We start from the raw sequence: 16,281 nt of genomic DNA, 5'->3' as shown, positions 1-16,281 counted from the left end.
GAGCTCAGCCGCCGGCGCGGCGACGCAGCGAGCCGCCGGCCACCACGGCGCCCGCCGCTGCGCCCGCGACGGCCGAGACGAGCAGGCCGGCGCGCGCCGCCTTGCGGCCCGTCCGGTAGTCGTGGATCCGCCAGCCGTGGGCGCGAGCGTGCGCGCGCAGCTTGGCATCGGGGTTGATGGCGCACGGGTCGCCGACCAGACCCAGCATGGGGAGGTCGTTGACCGAGTCGGAGTACGCCGAGCAGCGGGCGAGGTCGAGACCCTCGCGTGCGGCGAGGGCCAGGATCGCCTCGGACTTGGCGGGGCCGTGCAGCATGTCGCCGACCAGCCGACCGGTGTAGATGCCGTCCAGGTGCTCCGAGACGGTGCCCATCGCACCGGTGAGTCCCAGCCGGCGCGCGATGATCTGCGCGATCTCGATCGGGGCGGCCGTGACCAGCCAGACGCGCTGGCCCTCGTCGAGGTGCAGCTGGGCCAGGGCGCGCGTGCCGGGCCAGATGCGATGGGCCATGCCTTCGTCGAAGATCTCCTCGCCCAGGGACTCCAGCTCGGCGACGGTGTGCCCGGCGATGAAGCTGAGGGCGGAGTTGCGCGCCTCTGCGACGTGCTCGGGGTCCTCGACGCCGGCGACGCGGAAGTACAACTGCATCCAGGCGGCGCCCAGGATGTCGCGGGTGGTGAAGAACTTGCGTCGGTGCAGGCCGCGGGCGAGGTGGAAGATGCTCGCGCCCTGCATGATCGTGTTGTCCACGTCGAAGAAGGCCGCCGACGTCGGGTCGACCGGGTGATCGAGAGCGACCTCGACCTCGGCCGCTGCTGCGGCCGCCTCGCCGGCCATCGCCGAACGCTGCTGCAGGTTGAGCCGTCGAGACCGATCGGCGGGGGACATGGTGGTCACAGTAGGGCCTGGTGGGAGCCGATCGCGAGGCCCCTGCGGGCCGCGTGATCGGATCGTAGACTGCCCCGCATGCCATCAGCCGATTCCGTGGAGCCCACCGACCTGATCGACGGCCCCGACGGCCTCGACGGCGCTGATCCGGGCGGGGCTCCGCTCGACCTGGCGTCGCTCCTGGCCCGGGCGGCGCGCGAGAACCCCGACAAGCTCGCGATCGTCGAGGCCGGTGGTCGCAGCGTGACCTGGGCCCAGCTCGACGACGAGGTCGGCCGGGTCGCGACCGGTCTGGGAGCGGCCGGGATCCTGGCCGGCCACCGGGTGATGATCGCCTCGGGCAACCGGATCGAGTTCGTCACGACCTATCTCGGCGTGCTGCGGGCCCAGGCGATCGCCGTACCCGTCAACCCGCGCGCGACCCCCCACGAGATGGCGCGACTGCTGGCCGACTGCAGCGCCCGGATGATCGTGACCGAGGGCAGCACCGTCTCGACGGTGCGTGAGGCCGCGGCGCTGCTCGCCGCAGACTCGTCGCCGGTCGCCGAACGGGTCCGTGTCGTGGTGGTCGGTACGACGCTGCGCCCCGGAGAGCGGTCCTACGACCACCTGCGTGCGGACGCGGCTCGGCCGGTGCCGCCCCTCACGGATCCCGAGCGGGTGGCGGTGCTGCTCTACACGAGCGGTACGTCGGGCCTTCCGCGCGCGGCGATGCTCACCCACCGGGCGCTGGCGGCCAACATCGCGCAGGTCGCCGGGGTGCGACCGCCGATGATCCACGGCGACGACGTCGTGCTCGGGGTCCTGCCGCTCTTCCACGTCTACGGGCTCAACGCCGTCCTCGGGTGCGTGATCCAGCAGCGGGCCAAGCTGGTGCTCACCGACCACTTCGACCCGCAGGGCACGCTCGACCTGATCGACGACGAGGCGTGCAGCGTCGTCCCCGTCGCACCGCCCGTCTTCGCCCACTGGCGCGACGTCGACCTGGCAGGGCGCCTCGGCCCGGTCCGGCTGATGCTGTCGGGCTCGGCGCCCCTCGAGGCCGGCGTGGTCGCCGAGTTCACCGAGCGCACGGGGGTGCCGGTGCATCAGGGATACGGGCTGACCGAGGCGGCGCCGGTCGTCACGAGCACCCTGTGCTCCGCCGAGCAGGCGACCCTGGGCTCGGTCGGGGCTGCCCTGGCGGGCATCGACGTGCGCCTGGTCGACGAGGGCGGCGCGGTGGTCGTCACCGAGGACCCCGGTGAGATCCAGGTCCGTGGCCCCAACCTGTTCAGCGGCTACTGGCCCGACGGTGCCGACGGGCCGGGCGCGGACGGATGGTGGTCGACCGGCGACGTCGGCTACCTCGACGAGCGCGGGGACGTGTTCCTCGTCGACCGGGTCAAGGAGCTCATCATCGTCTCCGGCTTCAACGTCTACCCGGTCGAGGTCGAGGACGTGATCGCCGAGGTCGACGGCGTCCGTGCCGTCGCCGTGATCGGAGCCGAGGACGAGCAGAGCGGCGAGTCCGTGGTTGCCTACGTCGTCGCGCCCGACCTCGACCCCGTGGACCTCGAGGAGACGGTGCGCGCGCACTGCTCCAGCCGGTTGGCGCGATTCAAGGTGCCCACCAGGATCGAGGTCGTCGACGCGCTGCCGCACACCGTCACCGGCAAGGTGCAGAAGGGGCGGCTGCGCGGCATCGAGCGGCGCCGCGCCCTCGGCCTGCTCGAGTGAGCCCCCAGTGAGCCCCCAGTGAGCCGGGTGCCCGCATGAAGTGGCGCCGTACGAGAAGCCGGACGAGCAGCAGCGCGGACCGGCAGCCCCGGGTCACCGTCTACTCCCGTCCAGGCTGCCACCTGTGCGAGCAGGCCGAGGAGGTCGTCGCCGCGGTCTGCGCCGAGCTGGGGGAGCGCTACGAGATGGTGATGATCGACGACGATCCGCAGTTGCAGGAGCGCTTCACCGACGAGGTGCCGGTGACGTTCGTCGACGGCCGCCAGCACGACTTCTGGCGCGTCGACCCGGACCGGCTGCGCGCGGCCCTGACGTAGTCCAGGCGTAGTCCTGACGTCGACCCGGCGTGCGGCGTCCTCGCGGCCACCCTCCCGGTGTGGTCCGGATCACGTGTGCTAGCGCGTGCGGCGCTCGGTTTGTTCCCACGTTCACAAACTCCTACAGTGAGCGGGCCGGAGCCCCAGCAGTCACCCGAACCCCGGGCTCCGACTAGAAGGCAGAGCAGTGACCGCACGGAGCACGAGCGAGACGGCCCGGGACATTCCCGAGGCGACCGTCGCCCGACTTCCTGTCTACCTGCGTGCGCTGAACACCCTCGCGGACGACGAGATCCGCACCTGCTCGAGCGAGGACCTCGCTTCGGCAGCCGGCGTCAACAGCGCCAAGCTGCGCAAGGACCTCTCCTACCTGGGCTCCTACGGCACCCGTGGCGTCGGGTACGACGTCGACTACCTGCGCTACCAGATCGCTCGCGAGATCGGCGTGACCCAGGACTGGCCGGTGGTCATCGTGGGGATCGGCAACCTCGGCCACGCCCTGGCCAACTACTCGGGCTTCCGCAGTCGCGGCTTCCACGTCGTCGCCCTCCTGGATGCCGACGAGCGTCGCCACGGCGAGCACGTCGCCGGCGTCCTGGTGCGACCCTTCGACGACCTGGAGGCGATCGTCGCCGAGCAGGGCGTCGCGATCGGCGTGATCGCCACGCCCGCCGCGGCCGCGCAGGACGTCGCCGACCGGATGGTCGCCTGCGGCATCACCAGCGTCCTCAACTTCGCGCCCACCGTGATCGCGGTGCCCGACGGCGTCGACGTGCGCAAGGTCGACCTCTCCATCGAGCTCCAGATCCTCGCCTACCACGAGCAGCGGAAGGCGCAGCTATGAGCGTCCTGGTCGTCGGCATCTCCCACAACTCCGCCCCGGTCGGGCTGCTGGAGCGCGTCGCTCTCGACAGCGACGGGGTCCACAAGCTCGTCCACGACGCGTCCTCGTGCACCCACGTCACCGAGGCCACCGTCATCTCCACCTGCAACCGGGTCGAGATCTACGCCGAGGTCGACCGGTTCCACGGCAGCGTCGAGGACCTCTCCCGCCTGCTCGTCGACCGGGCCGGCGAGAGCGCCGAGACGATGCTGCCGCACCTCTACGTCCACTACGACGACGGCGCGGTCGCCCACCTCTTCCAGGTCGCCGCCGGCCTCGACTCGATGGCCGTCGGGGAGGGACAGATCCTGGGACAGGTCCGGGCCGCCCTCCGGCTGGGCCAGGAGCTCAGTGCCGTCGGTCCAGCCCTCAACGTGCTCTTCCAGCAGGCCCTGCGGGTGGGCAAGCGCTCGCGTGCCGAGACGGGGATCGACCAGGTCGCACCCTCGCTGGTGACCGCCGCGCTCGCACAGTCCGAGACGTCCACCGGTCGGGTCGACGGCAGCCGCGTCGTCGTCGTGGGCGCCGGGGCGATGGCCGGACTCGCGACCGCGACCGTCACCCGACTCGGCGCCGCGCGCGTCAGCGTCGTCAACCGCACGCCCGACCGTGCCGCCCGCCTGGCCGACGAGTACGGCGCCCGCGCGGTGGCCTTCGAGGAGCTGCCCTCCGCGCTGGGGGAGGCTGACATCGTGATCAGCTGCACGGGCTCGACCGGCGCCCTGATCACTCGCGACATGCTGGCCACCTGCCGCTCGACCGGGTCCGGCCCCCTGGTCGTCATCGACATCGCGCTGCCTCGTGACGTCGAGCCCAGCGTCGCCACGCTGCCCGGGGTCCGGCTCATCGACCTGGCGGGTCTGGCCGAGGCGCTGCACGACACCGAGGCCGGCCGTGAGGTCGGCGAGGTGCGCCGCATCGTGGGCGAGGAGGTCACCGCCTTCCTCGCCGCCCGGCGGCAGGCCAGCGTCGCTCCGACCGTCGTGGCCCTGCGCTCGATGGCCACCGCCGTCGTCGACGCCGAGCTGACCCGCCTCGACACCCGCCTGCCCGCCCTGGACGGCGCGGCGCGCGAGGAGATCCGCCGTACGGTCAACCGGGTCGCCGACAAGCTGCTCCACGAGCCCACCGTGCGGGTCAAGGAGCTGGCCAACGCCGACGGTGCGGTCTCCTATGCCGCCGCGCTCGCCGAGCTCTTCGCCCTCGATCCCGAGGCCGTCAGTGCCGTGACCCGTCCGGAGGTCTCCTAGCCATGAGCCGCACCGAGCCGATCAAGGTCGGTACCCGCCGCAGCCTGCTCGCCACGACGCAGGCCGGCCACGTCGCCGACCTCATCCGCGAGCGCCTGCAGGTGGAGGTCGAGCTCGTCGAGATCACCACCGACGGCGACCGGAGCCAAGCCGCTGGCACGCCGCTCGCCGGCTCCAGTGCCACCGGTGTGTTCGTGGGAGCGCTGCGCGAGGCGCTCCTCGACGGCCGCGTCGACGTGGCCGTGCACTCCCTCAAGGACCTGCCCACACAGCCGGCCGACGGGATCGCCCTCGTGGCGATCCCGACCCGCGAGGACCCACGAGACGCCGTGGTCGCTCGCGACGGGCTCACTCTCGGCGAGCTCCCGCAGGGCAGCCGGATCGGCACCGGCTCGCCACGTCGCTTCGCCCAGCTGCAGGCCCTCGGCCTCGGTTTGGAGGTGGTCGGTGTTCGTGGCAACGTCGACACCCGGATCGGCAAGGTCCGCGACGGCGAGCTCGACGGAGTCATCCTCGCGCGCGCCGGGCTGGCCCGCATCGACCGACTCGAGGAGGCCACCGAGGTGCTCGACCCGCTGCAGATGCTGCCGGCGCCCGGGCAAGGTGCGCTGGCCGTCGAGTGCCGCAGCGACGACACGCTGGCCGGCTCCCTGGCAGTCCTCGACGATGCCGGCTCCCGGGCCGCCGTCGAGGCCGAACGATCGGTCCTCGCGACCCTCGAGGGCGGGTGCTCGGCGCCGATCGGTGCCCTGGCCGACGTCGTCGAGGGCGAGGACGGAGAAGAGCTCTGGGTGAGGGCCGTGGCCCTCTCACCCGACGGGTCGCTCTCGGTGCGGATGTCCGCATCGGGCGACCTGGCCGACGCCGCTGGCGTCGGAGAACGATTGGCGAGCGAGATGCTCGCCGACGGGGCAGGACAACTCACATCATCAGCAGAGGTGCAGAACGCATGACGCGAGCCAAGACCGCTTCTCCTTCCGCCGCTAGCGCCGCCACGCGCGTAGCCGACAGGATCGCCCGGAGCTGGGTGTCCTTCGTCGGAAGCGGGCCGGGTGACCCCGACCTGTTGACCGTCAGAGCCGTCGACCTGCTCCGTCAGGCCGACGTCGTGATCACCGAGGTGCCCGAGCACGCCGCGATGGTGCGTCATCTGCTCGGCCTGCCGGAGCCGGTCCCCGCGACCGAGGCCTCCGAGGAGGCCGACGGCGCCGACGCGGAGGCCGCCGCCGACGTCGAGCCCGTGGGCCCCGAGTTCGTGGACGGCGGGTTCGGCGAGGACGGCCAGCCCCTCACGCACGCCGCCCGCGCCAAGGTCGTCGTCAAGCAGGCCAAGCGCGGACTGCGGATCGTCCGCCTGCTCGCCGGTGACCCCTTCCTCTACGCCTCCGGCCCCGAGGAGGCCCAGGCCTGCGCCAAGGCCGGACTCGGCTTCGAGATCGTGCCCGGCGTCTCGTCGGTCGCCGCGGTGCCGGCGTACGCCGGGATCCCGCTGACCAACAAGGACCACCGCGAGGTCTCGGTCGTCACGTGCGGCGACAAGGTCGACTGGCGCGAGTACGCCGACAAGCGCACCCTCGTGCTGCTCTCGGCCGTCGGTCAGATCGGCGAGATCGCCGAGGCGCTCGTCGCCGCCGGCCGCGCGCCGCAGACGCCGGTCGCGATGACCCGCGTCGGCACGACGACCGAGCAGCAGACGCTGGTCTCCACCCTCGAGACCGTCGCCGCCGACGCCCGCTCGGCGCGGATGGCTCCGCCGGCGATCACCGTGATCGGCGACGTCGTCGACCTGCGCGAGGAGCTGTCGTGGTTCGAGACCAAGCCGCTCTTCGGCTGGCGGGTCCTGGTGCCGCGCACCAAGGACCAGGCCGCGTCGCTCTCGGTTGGCCTGCGCGGCTACGGCGGGGTGCCCGAGGAGGTCCCGACGATCTCGGTCGAGCCGCCGCGCAACCCGCTGCAGATGGACAAGGCCGTACGCGGACTCGTCGAGGGCCGCTACGAGTGGATCGCGTTCACCTCGGTCAACGCCGTCAAGGCGGTGCGCGAGAAGTTCGAGGAGTACGGCCTCGACGCCCGTGCCTTCTCCGGCCTCAAGATCGCCGCGGTCGGGGACAAGACCGCCGCCGCGATCGCGGCCTGGGGCCTGCGCGCCGACCTGATGCCGTCGGGCGAGCAGTCCGCCGCCGGCCTCCTGGCCGACTGGCCCGAGTACGACGAGGTCCTCGACCCGATCAACCGGGTCTTCCTGCCCCGGGCCGACATCGCGACCGAGACCCTCGTCGCCGGTCTGATCGACCTCGGGTGGGAGTGCGACGACGTCACCGCCTACCGGACGGTGCGGGCCACCCCGCCGCCGGCTCCGGTGCGCGACGCGATCAAGAGCGGCAAGTTCGACGCGGTCGTCTTCACCTCGTCCTCGACGGTGCGCAACCTCGTCGGCATCGCCGGCAAGCCGCACCCCTCGACCGTGATCGCGGTGATCGGGCCGGCGACGGCCAAGACCGCCGAGGAGCACGGCCTGCGCGTCGACGTCCTCTCGCCGAAGCCCGACGTGGACGCCCTGGTCAGCGCCCTGGCCGACTTCGGTGCCTCGCGGCGCCAGTCGATGGTCGAGGCCGGTGAGCCGGTCACCAAGCCCTCGGAGCGCAAGCCGTCGGCTCGCCGCAAGGCTCGAGCGAAGTAGTCGTGGAACCGCCCGTCGTCCGGCCGCGGCGGCTGCGCTCGACCGCTGCCGTACGACGCCTCGTCGCCGAGACCTCGCTCGAGGCCCGCCAGCTGGTGCTGCCGGTCTTCGTGCGCGAGGGCCTCTCGGACGGCGAGGGCCCCCGGCCGATCTCCTCGATGCCCGGGGTCGTCCAGCACACCCGCTCCTCGCTGCTGGCCGCGGCCACCGAGGCGGCCGAGCTGGGGCTGGGCGGGATCATGCTCTTCGGCATCCCCGAGCACAAGGACGCCGTCGGGTCCGGGGCGGTGGACCCCGACGGCATCCTCAACCGGGCGATCCGCGACGTCGTGGGCGAGGTCGGCGAGACGCTGCCGGTGATGGCCGACCTGTGCCTCGACGAGTTCACCGACCACGGGCACTGCGGGGTGCTGACGTCCGACGGGCGTGTCGACAACGACGCCACGCTGGAGATCTACGCCGAGATGGCGCGCGCCCAGGCCGCCGCCGGGGTCGACCTGGTCGGCCCGAGCGGGATGATGGACGGCCAGGTGGCCGTCGTACGGGCTGCGCTGGACGAGGCCTCGCACCAGGACGTCGCGGTCCTGGCCTACTCCGCGAAGTACGCCTCGGCCTTCTACGGTCCCTTCCGCGAGGCCGTCGACTCCTCGCTCCAGGGCGATCGACGCACCTACCAGCAGGACCCCGCCAACGCCCGCGAAGGCCTGCGCGAGGTGCTGCTGGACATCGAGCAGGGCGCCGACATCGTGATGGTCAAGCCGGCCCTGCCTTACCTCGACGTGCTGCGCCAAGTGCGCGACGCCGTCGACGTCCCGGTCGCGGCGTACAACATCTCCGGCGAGTACGCGATGGTCGAGGCGGCGGCCGCCAACGGTTGGATCGACCGCGAGGCCGCCATCCTCGAGACGCTGCTCTCGATCCGTCGGGCCGGCGCCGACGTGGTGCTGACCTACTGGGCGGCCGAGGCCGCCCGGCTGCTCGCGCGCTGACAGGTCCAGCACGCGGCCGCGGGCCCGGCCCCCGGGTGCACGACTACCCGCCGGACAGCGCCTGGCGGGTCGTGGTGGTGACGAGCGGGTCGGGCTACTTCTTGCCCGGGTTCATGTAGTCCTCGACGCACTCCGCGAGCCCGGCGACGTCGAGGGCGGGGACGCCGTCGATGGCGCACTGCACGAGGGCCTCGGCCCGGGTGAGGGCCTCGGCGACCGGCCCAGTGACCTCGTCGACAACGTCACCGACGCCGTCGACGACGTCTTCGACGGTGTCCTGCACGTCGCCGAGGCCGCCGGGCAGCTTCGGTCCGTTGCCCTTGTCGCCACCGTTGCCGTTGGGCGCGGGGGTGGGGGCCGGGGTCGGCTCGGGGGCTGGGTCGTCGGAGGCGTCGGGGCCGTCGACCTGGGGCGCGGGGTCGGCGTCGGGTGCGGGTTGGGTCGTGGGGCCGGTCTCGGCGGGTCCGTTGACGGTGAAGCCGGGCAGCGGGGTGAGGAACCCGGCTGCGGTGGTGCCGTTGGGCACGGAGGTGAAGTCGCCGGAGAGGTAGTTGTCGGCCACGGACAGGACGAGGTTCACGTAGGAGTCGGAGTGGTTGTAGCGGTAGACCGAGGTCCGCTGGCCGGACAGGGTGGAGAGGTCGTCGGTGCCGGAGCAGAGGTAGACCGCGGTGGCCAGGGAGGCGTCGTCGATGTCTTGGGGGTTGCGGACGCCGTCGGAGTCGGCGTCGACTCCGACGACCGACCAGGTCGAGGGGATGAACTGCATCGGGCCCACGGCCCGGTCGTAGGTGGTGTCGTTGTCGTACTGCCCGGCGTCGGTGTCGCGGATGACGGCGGTGTTGTTCTTCCCGTTCAGTGCGATGCCGTAGATGCCGGGGGTCGCGATGCCCTGGGCGTTGAGTGCGTTGCCGGCGTAGCGGCCGTGGTCGGACTCCACGCGGCCGATGGCGGCGATGAGCTGCCAGGACAGGTTGCAGGACTTGTCGGCGGAGTTGATCACGGCCTCGGCGCGTTGGTAGGCCGAGAGTGCGGCGGCGGGGATGCCGTTGGTCGAGGACGTCGAGACGATCTGCTCGATCTCGGCCTCGGTGCCCTCGAAGCCGGGCGAGACCTCCTCGGGGGCCGAGACCGACGCCGGAGCCTCGATCGCCCGGGACGGCACTGTCGCTCCGCTGGGGAGGGTGCCCTCCTCCGGCGTGGTCGTGGTGGCGGCGACGGTCGTCGCGGCAGGACCAAGACCCGTCAGGCTCGCGGTCCAGGCGGCCGAGAGCAGGGCCAGCGGCACGATGGTCGTGGCCTTCCGGACTCGGCCGTTGCGCGTGGCGGACATGTCAACTCCTGAGATTGCGGTGGGTCGGCACCCCTACCCCATGGCGAGCCGACACACACCTCAACGACTCGTGTGACCACGACGTTACGCGACCGACCAGAAAAATGTGACGGTCGGCACGTACTGGGACGGCCCCCGCCCGATGGTGCTTCGACGTTGGGAGACACTGAGGGGGTGACCGACATCGACGACATCGACACCGACACGTCTGCGTCGCGCGGCCTCTACGACCGGGCCCGCGAGGTGATTCCCGGTGGCGTGAGCTCCCCCGTCCGGGCCTTCAACGCCGTCGGCGGCACGCCGCGCTTCATCCGCTCGGCCGCCGGAGCCTGGCTGACCGACGCCGACGGCAACGAGTACGTCGACCTGATCTGCTCCTGGGGCCCGATGCTGCTCGGCCACGCCCACCCCGAGGTGCAGGCCGCGGTCGCCGAGGCCGTCGCGCGCGGCACGTCGTACGGCGCCCCGACGATCCCCGAGGTCGAGCTCGCCGAGGAGATCGTCGCGCGCACCCCCGTCGACCGGGTGCGCTTCGTGTCCTCGGGCACCGAGGCCTCGATGTCGGCGATCCGGCTGGCGCGCGGCGTCACCGGCCGCGACGTCGTGGTGAAGTTCGCCGGGTGCTACCACGGCCACGTCGACGCGCTCCTCGCGTCCGCCGGGTCGGGCCTGGCGACGTTCGCCGTGCCCGGCACCCCCGGCGTTCCCGCGTCGGCGACCGAGCTGACCCTCGTGCTGCCCTACAACGACCGGGCGGCCGTCGAAGCGGTCTTCGCCGAGCACGGTGACCGGATCGCGTGCCTGGTCACCGAGGCCGCCCCGGGCAACATGGGGGTCGTGCCGCCGGAGCCCGGCTTCAACCAGTTCCTCGCCGAGACGTGCAGCCGCCACGGAGCGCTGTTCGTCAGCGACGAGGTGATGACGGGCTTCCGGGCCAGCAAGCACGGCCACTGGGGGCTCGACGGCCGGTCCGAGGGCTGGGCGCCCGACCTGACCATCTTCGGCAAGGTGATGGGCGGCGGCTTCCCGGCGGCCGCCTTCGGCGGCCGCGCCGACGTCATGAGCCACCTGGCCCCCGAGGGCCCCGTCTACCAGGCCGGCACGCTCTCGGGGAACCCGGTCGCGACCACCGCCGGTCTGGCCACCCTGCGCCTGGCCACCGACGAGGTCTACGACCACCTGACGTCGGCCGGCGACACCATCAAGGCGGCCGCCACCGAGGCGCTCACGGCTGCCGGTGTGCCTCACCTCGTCCAGAGCGCCGGGACGATGTTCTCGGTGTTCTTCACCGAGGGGCGCGACGGTGCGGTGCGGGACTTCGCCGACGCCTCCCTGACCGACGCGACGGCGTACGCCGCCTTCTTCCACGCCATGCTCGAGGCCGGGGTCTACCTGCCTCCCTCGGCCTACGAGGCATGGTTCCTGTCGTCGGCGCACGACGAGCGGGCCGTCCAGACGATCCTCGACGCCCTGCCCGCCGCGGCCGCAGCGGCGGCCCAGTCCCAGTCCCGGCTCCAGTCGTCTACCAAGGAGACACCGCAGTGAGCACTCCCGACACCGTCGTCCACCTGCTGCGCCACGGGGAGGTGCACAACCCCGAGGGCGTCCTCTACGGACGCCGCGACGGCTTCCACCTCTCGGACCTCGGCGTGCAGATGGCCGAGCAGGTCGCCGACACGATCAAGACCCGCGATATCACCCACCTGCGCTGCTCGCCGCTGGAGCGGGCCCAGGAGACCGCCGCTCCACTGGCCGCTGCCCGCGGGCTGGAGATCGTCACCGACGAGCGGGTCATCGAGTCGACCAACAAGTTCGAGGGTGAGCAGTTCGGCGCCGGTCGCAACGCGCTGAGGAAGCCGAGCAACTGGCGCTACCTCTGGAACCCCTTCAAGCCGTCGTGGGGCGAGCCCTACAAGCAGGTCGCCGAGCGGATGATGGCCGCGGTGCACGATGCGCGCGAGGCCGCCGCCGGACACGAGGCCGTGGTCGTCTCCCACCAGCTGCCGATCTGGACCACCCGGCTGCACGCCGAGAAGCGCTCCTTCCTCCATGACCCCCGCAGCCGCCAGTGCACCCTGTGCTCGCTGACGTCGCTGCACTTCGTCGGAGATCGGCTGACCCAGGTCTCCTACTCGGAGCCGGCCGGCGACCTGATCCCGGCCGCCGACAAGGGCGCCACCTTCTCCGCCGGGGGAGCCCCCGAGGACAAGAAGCCCTGACATGACCCGTACGCCGTCGCGCCGTCGCGCACTGACCCCGCTGCTCCTCGGCCTCCTGGCCGTGGTGGCGGCGGCCGGTGGGTGCAGCTCGCTCGGCGGCACCGACGAGGCCAACTTCGTGGTCGGGGACGGGACGGTCGTCCAGATCCCGGCTGCGGAGCGCAGCGACCCGATCGAGATCTCCGGGCCGTCCCTGGAGGACGAGCCGATCGACCTGGCCGACCTGCGCGGCGAGGTCGTCGTCCTCAACATCTGGGGCTCGTGGTGCAACCCGTGCCTGGCCGAGGCGCCGATCCTCAAGGAGGCCTCCGAGCAGGTCGACGCCACGTTCGTCGGGATGAGCTTCCGCGAGACCTCGTTCGAGAACGCTCTCGCCGTCGAGCGCCGCTTCGGCATCGAGTACCCCACCATCGCCGACACCGGCCCCGGCGTGCTGGCGCTGGGTCGCTACGCACCCAGGTCGCCGCCCTCGACGTACGTCCTGGACACCCGGGGCCGGGTCGCCGCCGTCATCAGCGGAGCCATCACCTCGGCCGGCACGCTCGAGGACGTCGTCGAGGACGTGAAGGCCGACGATGGTTGAGTGGTTCCAGACCCAGGCCGCCGGTGGCTCGCTGGCCCTGGCCGTGCCCGTCGCGGCGGTCGCCGGCCTCGTCTCCTTCTTCAGCCCCTGCGTGATCCCGCTGCTTCCGGGCTACCTCTCCTACGCCACCGGGCTCTCCGGCGCCGACCTCGCGACCGGTGAGGCCGGACGGCGGCGGGGTCGGATGCTGGCCGGCTCGGTGCTGTTCGTGCTCGGCTTCACGGTGGTCTTCGTGCTGCTGGGAGCCGCTGTCGGAGGTGCCGGCAGCTACCTGGTCGTCTATCGCGACGAGATCACCGTCGTGATGGGCGCGCTGCTCATCGGGCTCGGCCTGGTCTTCGCCGGAGTGTTCACCCGGTTCCTCCCGGGGCTGCAGCGGGAGTGGCGCTTCCACGCCGTCCCCTCGGTCGGTCTGGGGGCGGCGCCGCTGATCGGCGCGCTGTTCGCCCTGGGCTGGAGCCCGTGCGTCGGGCCGACGTACAGCGTGATCGTCGGGCTCACCTACACCGACGCCACGGCCGGTCGCGGAGCGCTGCTCTCGGTCGTCTACGCGCTCGGACTCGGGATCCCGTTCGTCCTGGCGGGGGTCTTCTACAGCCGCAGCCTGGGCGCCATCGGCTGGGTCCGGAGGCGCCAGCAGCTCGTGATGCGGATCGGTGGCGCGATGCTGGTGGTCGTCGGGCTCCTGCTGGTCACCGGGTGGTGGGACTGGATCGTGCAGTGGCTGCAGATCCAGCTCGTCGACGGCTTCGAGGTGTCCATATGACCGACGTGCAGGAGCGCTCCCGGACCGACCCGGGGCCCGAGCGTCGCCCTGGAGAGCTCGGCGCGCGCGAGCTCGCCCGCTGGCTGTGGCGCCAGCTGACGTCGATGCGTACGGCGCTGATCCTGCTGCTCCTGCTGGCTCTGGCGGCCGTGCCCGGCTCGGTCATCCCGCAGTCCGGTGTCGACGCCCTCGACGTGTCGCGCTGGAAGGACCAGCACCCCTCGCTCACACCGATCTACGAGCGGCTCGGGCTCTTCTCGGTCTACGACTCGGCGTGGTTCTCGGCGATCTACATCCTGCTGATGGTCTCGCTGGTCGGCTGCATCATCCCGCGCACCTTCCACTACCTGCGCACGATCAAGTCGCCGCCGCCCAAGGCCCCGCGCAACCTGCTCCGCCTGCCCGACCACGCGTCGTACACCTCCTCGGACGGTGTCGACGACGTGCTCGTCAACGCGCGGGTGGTGCTGCGCAGCCGCGGCTACCGCCTGCGCCCGGCCGAGGACGGCGACGACCTGGCGGTGAGTGCGGAGCGCGGCTACCTGCGCGAGGTCGGCAACCTGGTCTTCCACGTCTCGGTGATCTTCGTGCTGGTCGGCTTCGCGATCGGCTCGCTGCTCGGTTACCAGGGCGGTGTGCTCCTGTTGCAGGGCCAGCAGTTCGCCAACGCGGGGGCGTCCTACGACGACCTCGACCCCGGCTCGCTGTTCGGGAGCGAGGACTTCGACCCCTTCCTGATGACGGTCGACAGCTTCGACATCGAGTGGCTCACCGAGGGCTCCGCCGCCGGCACCGCTCGGAAGTTCAACGCGGGCCTGACCTACCGCGAGAGCGTCGACGCCCCCGAGCAGACCTACGACCTGCGGGTCAACCATCCGCTCACCATCGGTGACACCGACGTCTTCCTGATCGGCCACGGCTACGCGCCGGTCATCACCGTGCGCGACGGCGACGGCAACGTCACCTACGACGGGCCGAGCGTCTTCCTGCCGCAGGACCCGTCGTTCTTGTCGTTCGGCGTGATCAAGCCGCCAGCCGCGGGGATCGGCTTCGACGGGTTCTTCTACCCGACGTTCGCGCTCGTCGACGGCGACCCGGTCACGGTGTGGCCCGACGACCTCGAGCCGTTGGTCTCGATGCTCGTCTACACCGGTGACCTCGGGCAGGACGACGGCAAGCCCCAGTCGGTCTACGCCCTCGACACCGAGCGCGCCGACCAGGTGCTCCAGGACAACGGCCAGCCCTTCCGCCTCGACCTGCGCCTCGGCGAGACCCAGACCCTGCCCGACGGCCTCGGCACGGTCTCCTTCGAGGGCGTCGAGCCGTGGGTGCGGATCCAGATCAGCCAGAGCCCCGGCAAGCTCGTCGCCCTCGGCGGTGTGGTCCTCGCCCTGATCGGGCTCCTCGGCTCCCTCTTCATCCGTCCACGACGGATCTGGGTGCGGGCCCGCCGCGAGGGGGATGCGACCATGGTCGAGGTGGCTGCGCTCGACCGCTCCGGCGGTGGCGACGTCGGCGAGGTCCTGGCCTCGGTCGTCGCCGAGCTCCGCGGACCACCCCCCGAGGACTCGCCGGACCCGCCCGCTGACCAGACCGACCGAGAGCAGGATGATCGACCATGACGGACACCGCGTGGGAGACCCTGAGCAACCAGGCCATCGGTGTGGCCGGCATCTTCTACTTCCTGGCCCTGATGGTGCACCTCGCCGAGTGGGCCTCGCTGCGGGCGCCCCGCTCGGTCCGTGAGGCCGCCACCACCGAGTCGTCGACGGGCGGTGGCGTCGCCACCGCGACAGGTCCTCCCGCCGGGCTCGACGAGGCCCGCAGCCAGCGTGTCGACTTCCTCGGACGCCTGGGCGTGGTCCTCACGATCATCGCCTGCGCGGGACACTTCGTCTCGCTCGTGGGGCGCGGCATGGCCGCCGACCCCAACCGGGTGCCGTGGGGCAACATGTACGAGTTCACGGTCTCGGGCAGCTTCTTCGTGGTCCTGATGTACCTCGCGCTCTACCGCAAGTACGCCCTGGCCTGGATGGCCCCGATCGTGACCGGCTTCGTGGTCACGGTCCTGATGGTCGCCGTCATCTGGCTGCACTCCGAGGTCGCCCCGCTCACCGAGGCGCTCGACTCCTACTGGCTGGTCATCCACGTCATCTCGGCCGTCATCGCGACCGGCGCCTTCACCCTCGGCGGCATCGCCTCGATCATGTACCTCGTCAAGATGCGGGTCGGCGAGACCACGACCGGCCCGATGTCGCGGGTGCCCTCCCTCGCCGTCCTGGACCGTACGGCGTACCGCGTGCACGCCTTCGCGTTCCCGGTGTGGACCTTCGCGGTCCTGATCACCGGCCCGATCTGGGCGCACGAGGCCTGGTCGCGCTACTGGAACTGGGACCCCAAGGAGGTCTGGGCGTTCATCACCTGGGTCGTCTACGCCGCCTACCTGCACGCCCGCGCCACGGCCGGGTGGAAGGGCCGCAACGCCGCGATCCTCGCGATCATCGGCCTGGCGACCCTGTGGTTCAACTTCATCGGGATCAACTACTTCTCCACCTCCTCGCAGCACTCGTACGCCGGCGCGGCACCGGAGGCGCCTGCGGTGGTCGAGGCGCGAGGCGCGCCGGCGCCGAGCCTCGAGACCCGGTGAGTCGAC

Annotated in this window: 15 protein-coding genes; 13 read left to right on the top strand and 2 right to left on the bottom strand. The window is 71.9% G+C overall.

The features are described 5' to 3' along the window. Positions 1-4 precede the first annotated feature (4 nt). A complete protein-coding gene (locus Q1K33_RS05270) occupies positions 5-889 on the bottom strand; it encodes an HAD-IB family hydrolase (protein WP_300401377.1) in 885 nt (294 codons plus the stop codon). Between the two features lie 78 nt (positions 890-967). On the opposite strand from Q1K33_RS05270, the gene Q1K33_RS05265 reads away from it, so the two are divergent. From Q1K33_RS05265 to hemB, 7 genes are all read left to right on the top strand, one after another. Further along, entirely contained in the window at positions 968-2,608 is a 1,641-nt protein-coding gene (locus Q1K33_RS05265; RefSeq protein WP_300401375.1) for an AMP-binding protein, read from the top strand. A 35-nt stretch (positions 2,609-2,643) separates the two neighbouring features. Continuing rightward, entirely contained in the window at positions 2,644-2,925 is a 282-nt protein-coding gene (locus Q1K33_RS05260) for a glutaredoxin family protein (RefSeq protein ID WP_300401373.1), read from the top strand. Positions 2,926-3,112: 187 nt separating this feature from the next. Continuing rightward, a complete protein-coding gene (locus Q1K33_RS05255) occupies positions 3,113-3,769 on the top strand; it encodes a redox-sensing transcriptional repressor Rex (RefSeq protein ID WP_300401371.1) in 657 nt (218 codons plus the stop codon). After that, a complete protein-coding gene (locus Q1K33_RS05250) occupies positions 3,766-5,058 on the top strand; it encodes a glutamyl-tRNA reductase (RefSeq protein WP_300401370.1) in 1,293 nt (430 codons plus the stop codon). The genes Q1K33_RS05255 and Q1K33_RS05250 overlap by 4 nt, the downstream gene beginning before the upstream one ends. Positions 5,059-5,060: 2 nt before the next feature. Further along, positions 5,061-6,011, top strand: coding sequence for a hydroxymethylbilane synthase (gene hemC, locus Q1K33_RS05245; protein WP_300401368.1), 951 nt, complete (start codon positions 5,061-5,063; stop codon positions 6,009-6,011). Next, entirely contained in the window at positions 6,008-7,738 is a 1,731-nt protein-coding gene (locus Q1K33_RS05240) for a uroporphyrinogen-III synthase (RefSeq protein ID WP_300401366.1), read from the top strand. The genes hemC and Q1K33_RS05240 overlap by 4 nt, the downstream gene beginning before the upstream one ends. 2 nt (positions 7,739-7,740) lie before the next feature. Then, entirely contained in the window at positions 7,741-8,727 is a 987-nt protein-coding gene (hemB, locus tag Q1K33_RS05235; protein WP_300401364.1) for a porphobilinogen synthase, read from the top strand. A 94-nt stretch (positions 8,728-8,821) separates the two neighbouring features. On the opposite strand, the gene Q1K33_RS05230 is transcribed toward hemB, so the two are convergent. Then, positions 8,822-10,060 carry a lytic murein transglycosylase gene (locus Q1K33_RS05230; protein ID WP_300401362.1) on the bottom strand — a complete coding sequence of 413 codons (1,239 nt, stop codon included), beginning with the start codon at positions 10,058-10,060 and terminating at the stop codon, positions 8,822-8,824. Between the two features lie 174 nt (positions 10,061-10,234). Between Q1K33_RS05230 and hemL the strand changes: the two genes are divergently transcribed. The 6 genes from hemL to ccsB are packed head-to-tail and all read left to right on the top strand — an operon-like array spanning position 10,235 to position 16,275. Further along, complete coding sequence (gene hemL, locus Q1K33_RS05225; protein WP_300401361.1) at positions 10,235-11,605, top strand: glutamate-1-semialdehyde 2,1-aminomutase; 1,371 nt, start codon at positions 10,235-10,237, stop codon at positions 11,603-11,605. Continuing rightward, positions 11,602-12,279: a histidine phosphatase family protein gene (locus tag Q1K33_RS05220; RefSeq protein WP_300401360.1), complete on the top strand. Its 678-nt coding sequence runs from the start codon at positions 11,602-11,604 to the stop codon at positions 12,277-12,279. Before hemL ends, Q1K33_RS05220 begins: the two co-directional genes overlap by 4 nt. A 1-nt stretch (position 12,280) precedes the next feature. Further along, positions 12,281-12,862: a TlpA disulfide reductase family protein gene (locus tag Q1K33_RS05215; protein WP_300401358.1), complete on the top strand. Its 582-nt coding sequence runs from the start codon at positions 12,281-12,283 to the stop codon at positions 12,860-12,862. Next, positions 12,855-13,628 carry a cytochrome c biogenesis protein CcdA gene (locus tag Q1K33_RS05210; protein ID WP_300401356.1) on the top strand — a complete coding sequence of 258 codons (774 nt, stop codon included), beginning with the start codon at positions 12,855-12,857 and terminating at the stop codon, positions 13,626-13,628. The genes Q1K33_RS05215 and Q1K33_RS05210 overlap by 8 nt, the downstream gene beginning before the upstream one ends. Next, positions 13,625-15,250 (top strand): cytochrome c biogenesis protein ResB, encoded by a 1,626-nt coding sequence (locus Q1K33_RS05205; protein WP_300401354.1) that lies wholly within the window; start codon positions 13,625-13,627, stop codon positions 15,248-15,250. The genes Q1K33_RS05210 and Q1K33_RS05205 overlap by 4 nt, the downstream gene beginning before the upstream one ends. Continuing rightward, a complete protein-coding gene (ccsB, locus tag Q1K33_RS05200) occupies positions 15,247-16,275 on the top strand; it encodes a c-type cytochrome biogenesis protein CcsB (RefSeq protein WP_300401352.1) in 1,029 nt (342 codons plus the stop codon). The genes Q1K33_RS05205 and ccsB overlap by 4 nt, the downstream gene beginning before the upstream one ends. The last annotated feature ends 6 nt before the right edge of the window (positions 16,276-16,281 follow it).

Origin of the sequence: Nocardioides sp., assembly GCF_029937575.1 — a bacterium.
Lineage (GTDB): Bacteria > Actinomycetota > Actinomycetes > Propionibacteriales > Nocardioidaceae > Nocardioides.
This window is presented reverse-complemented; position numbering and strand designations above follow the sequence as displayed.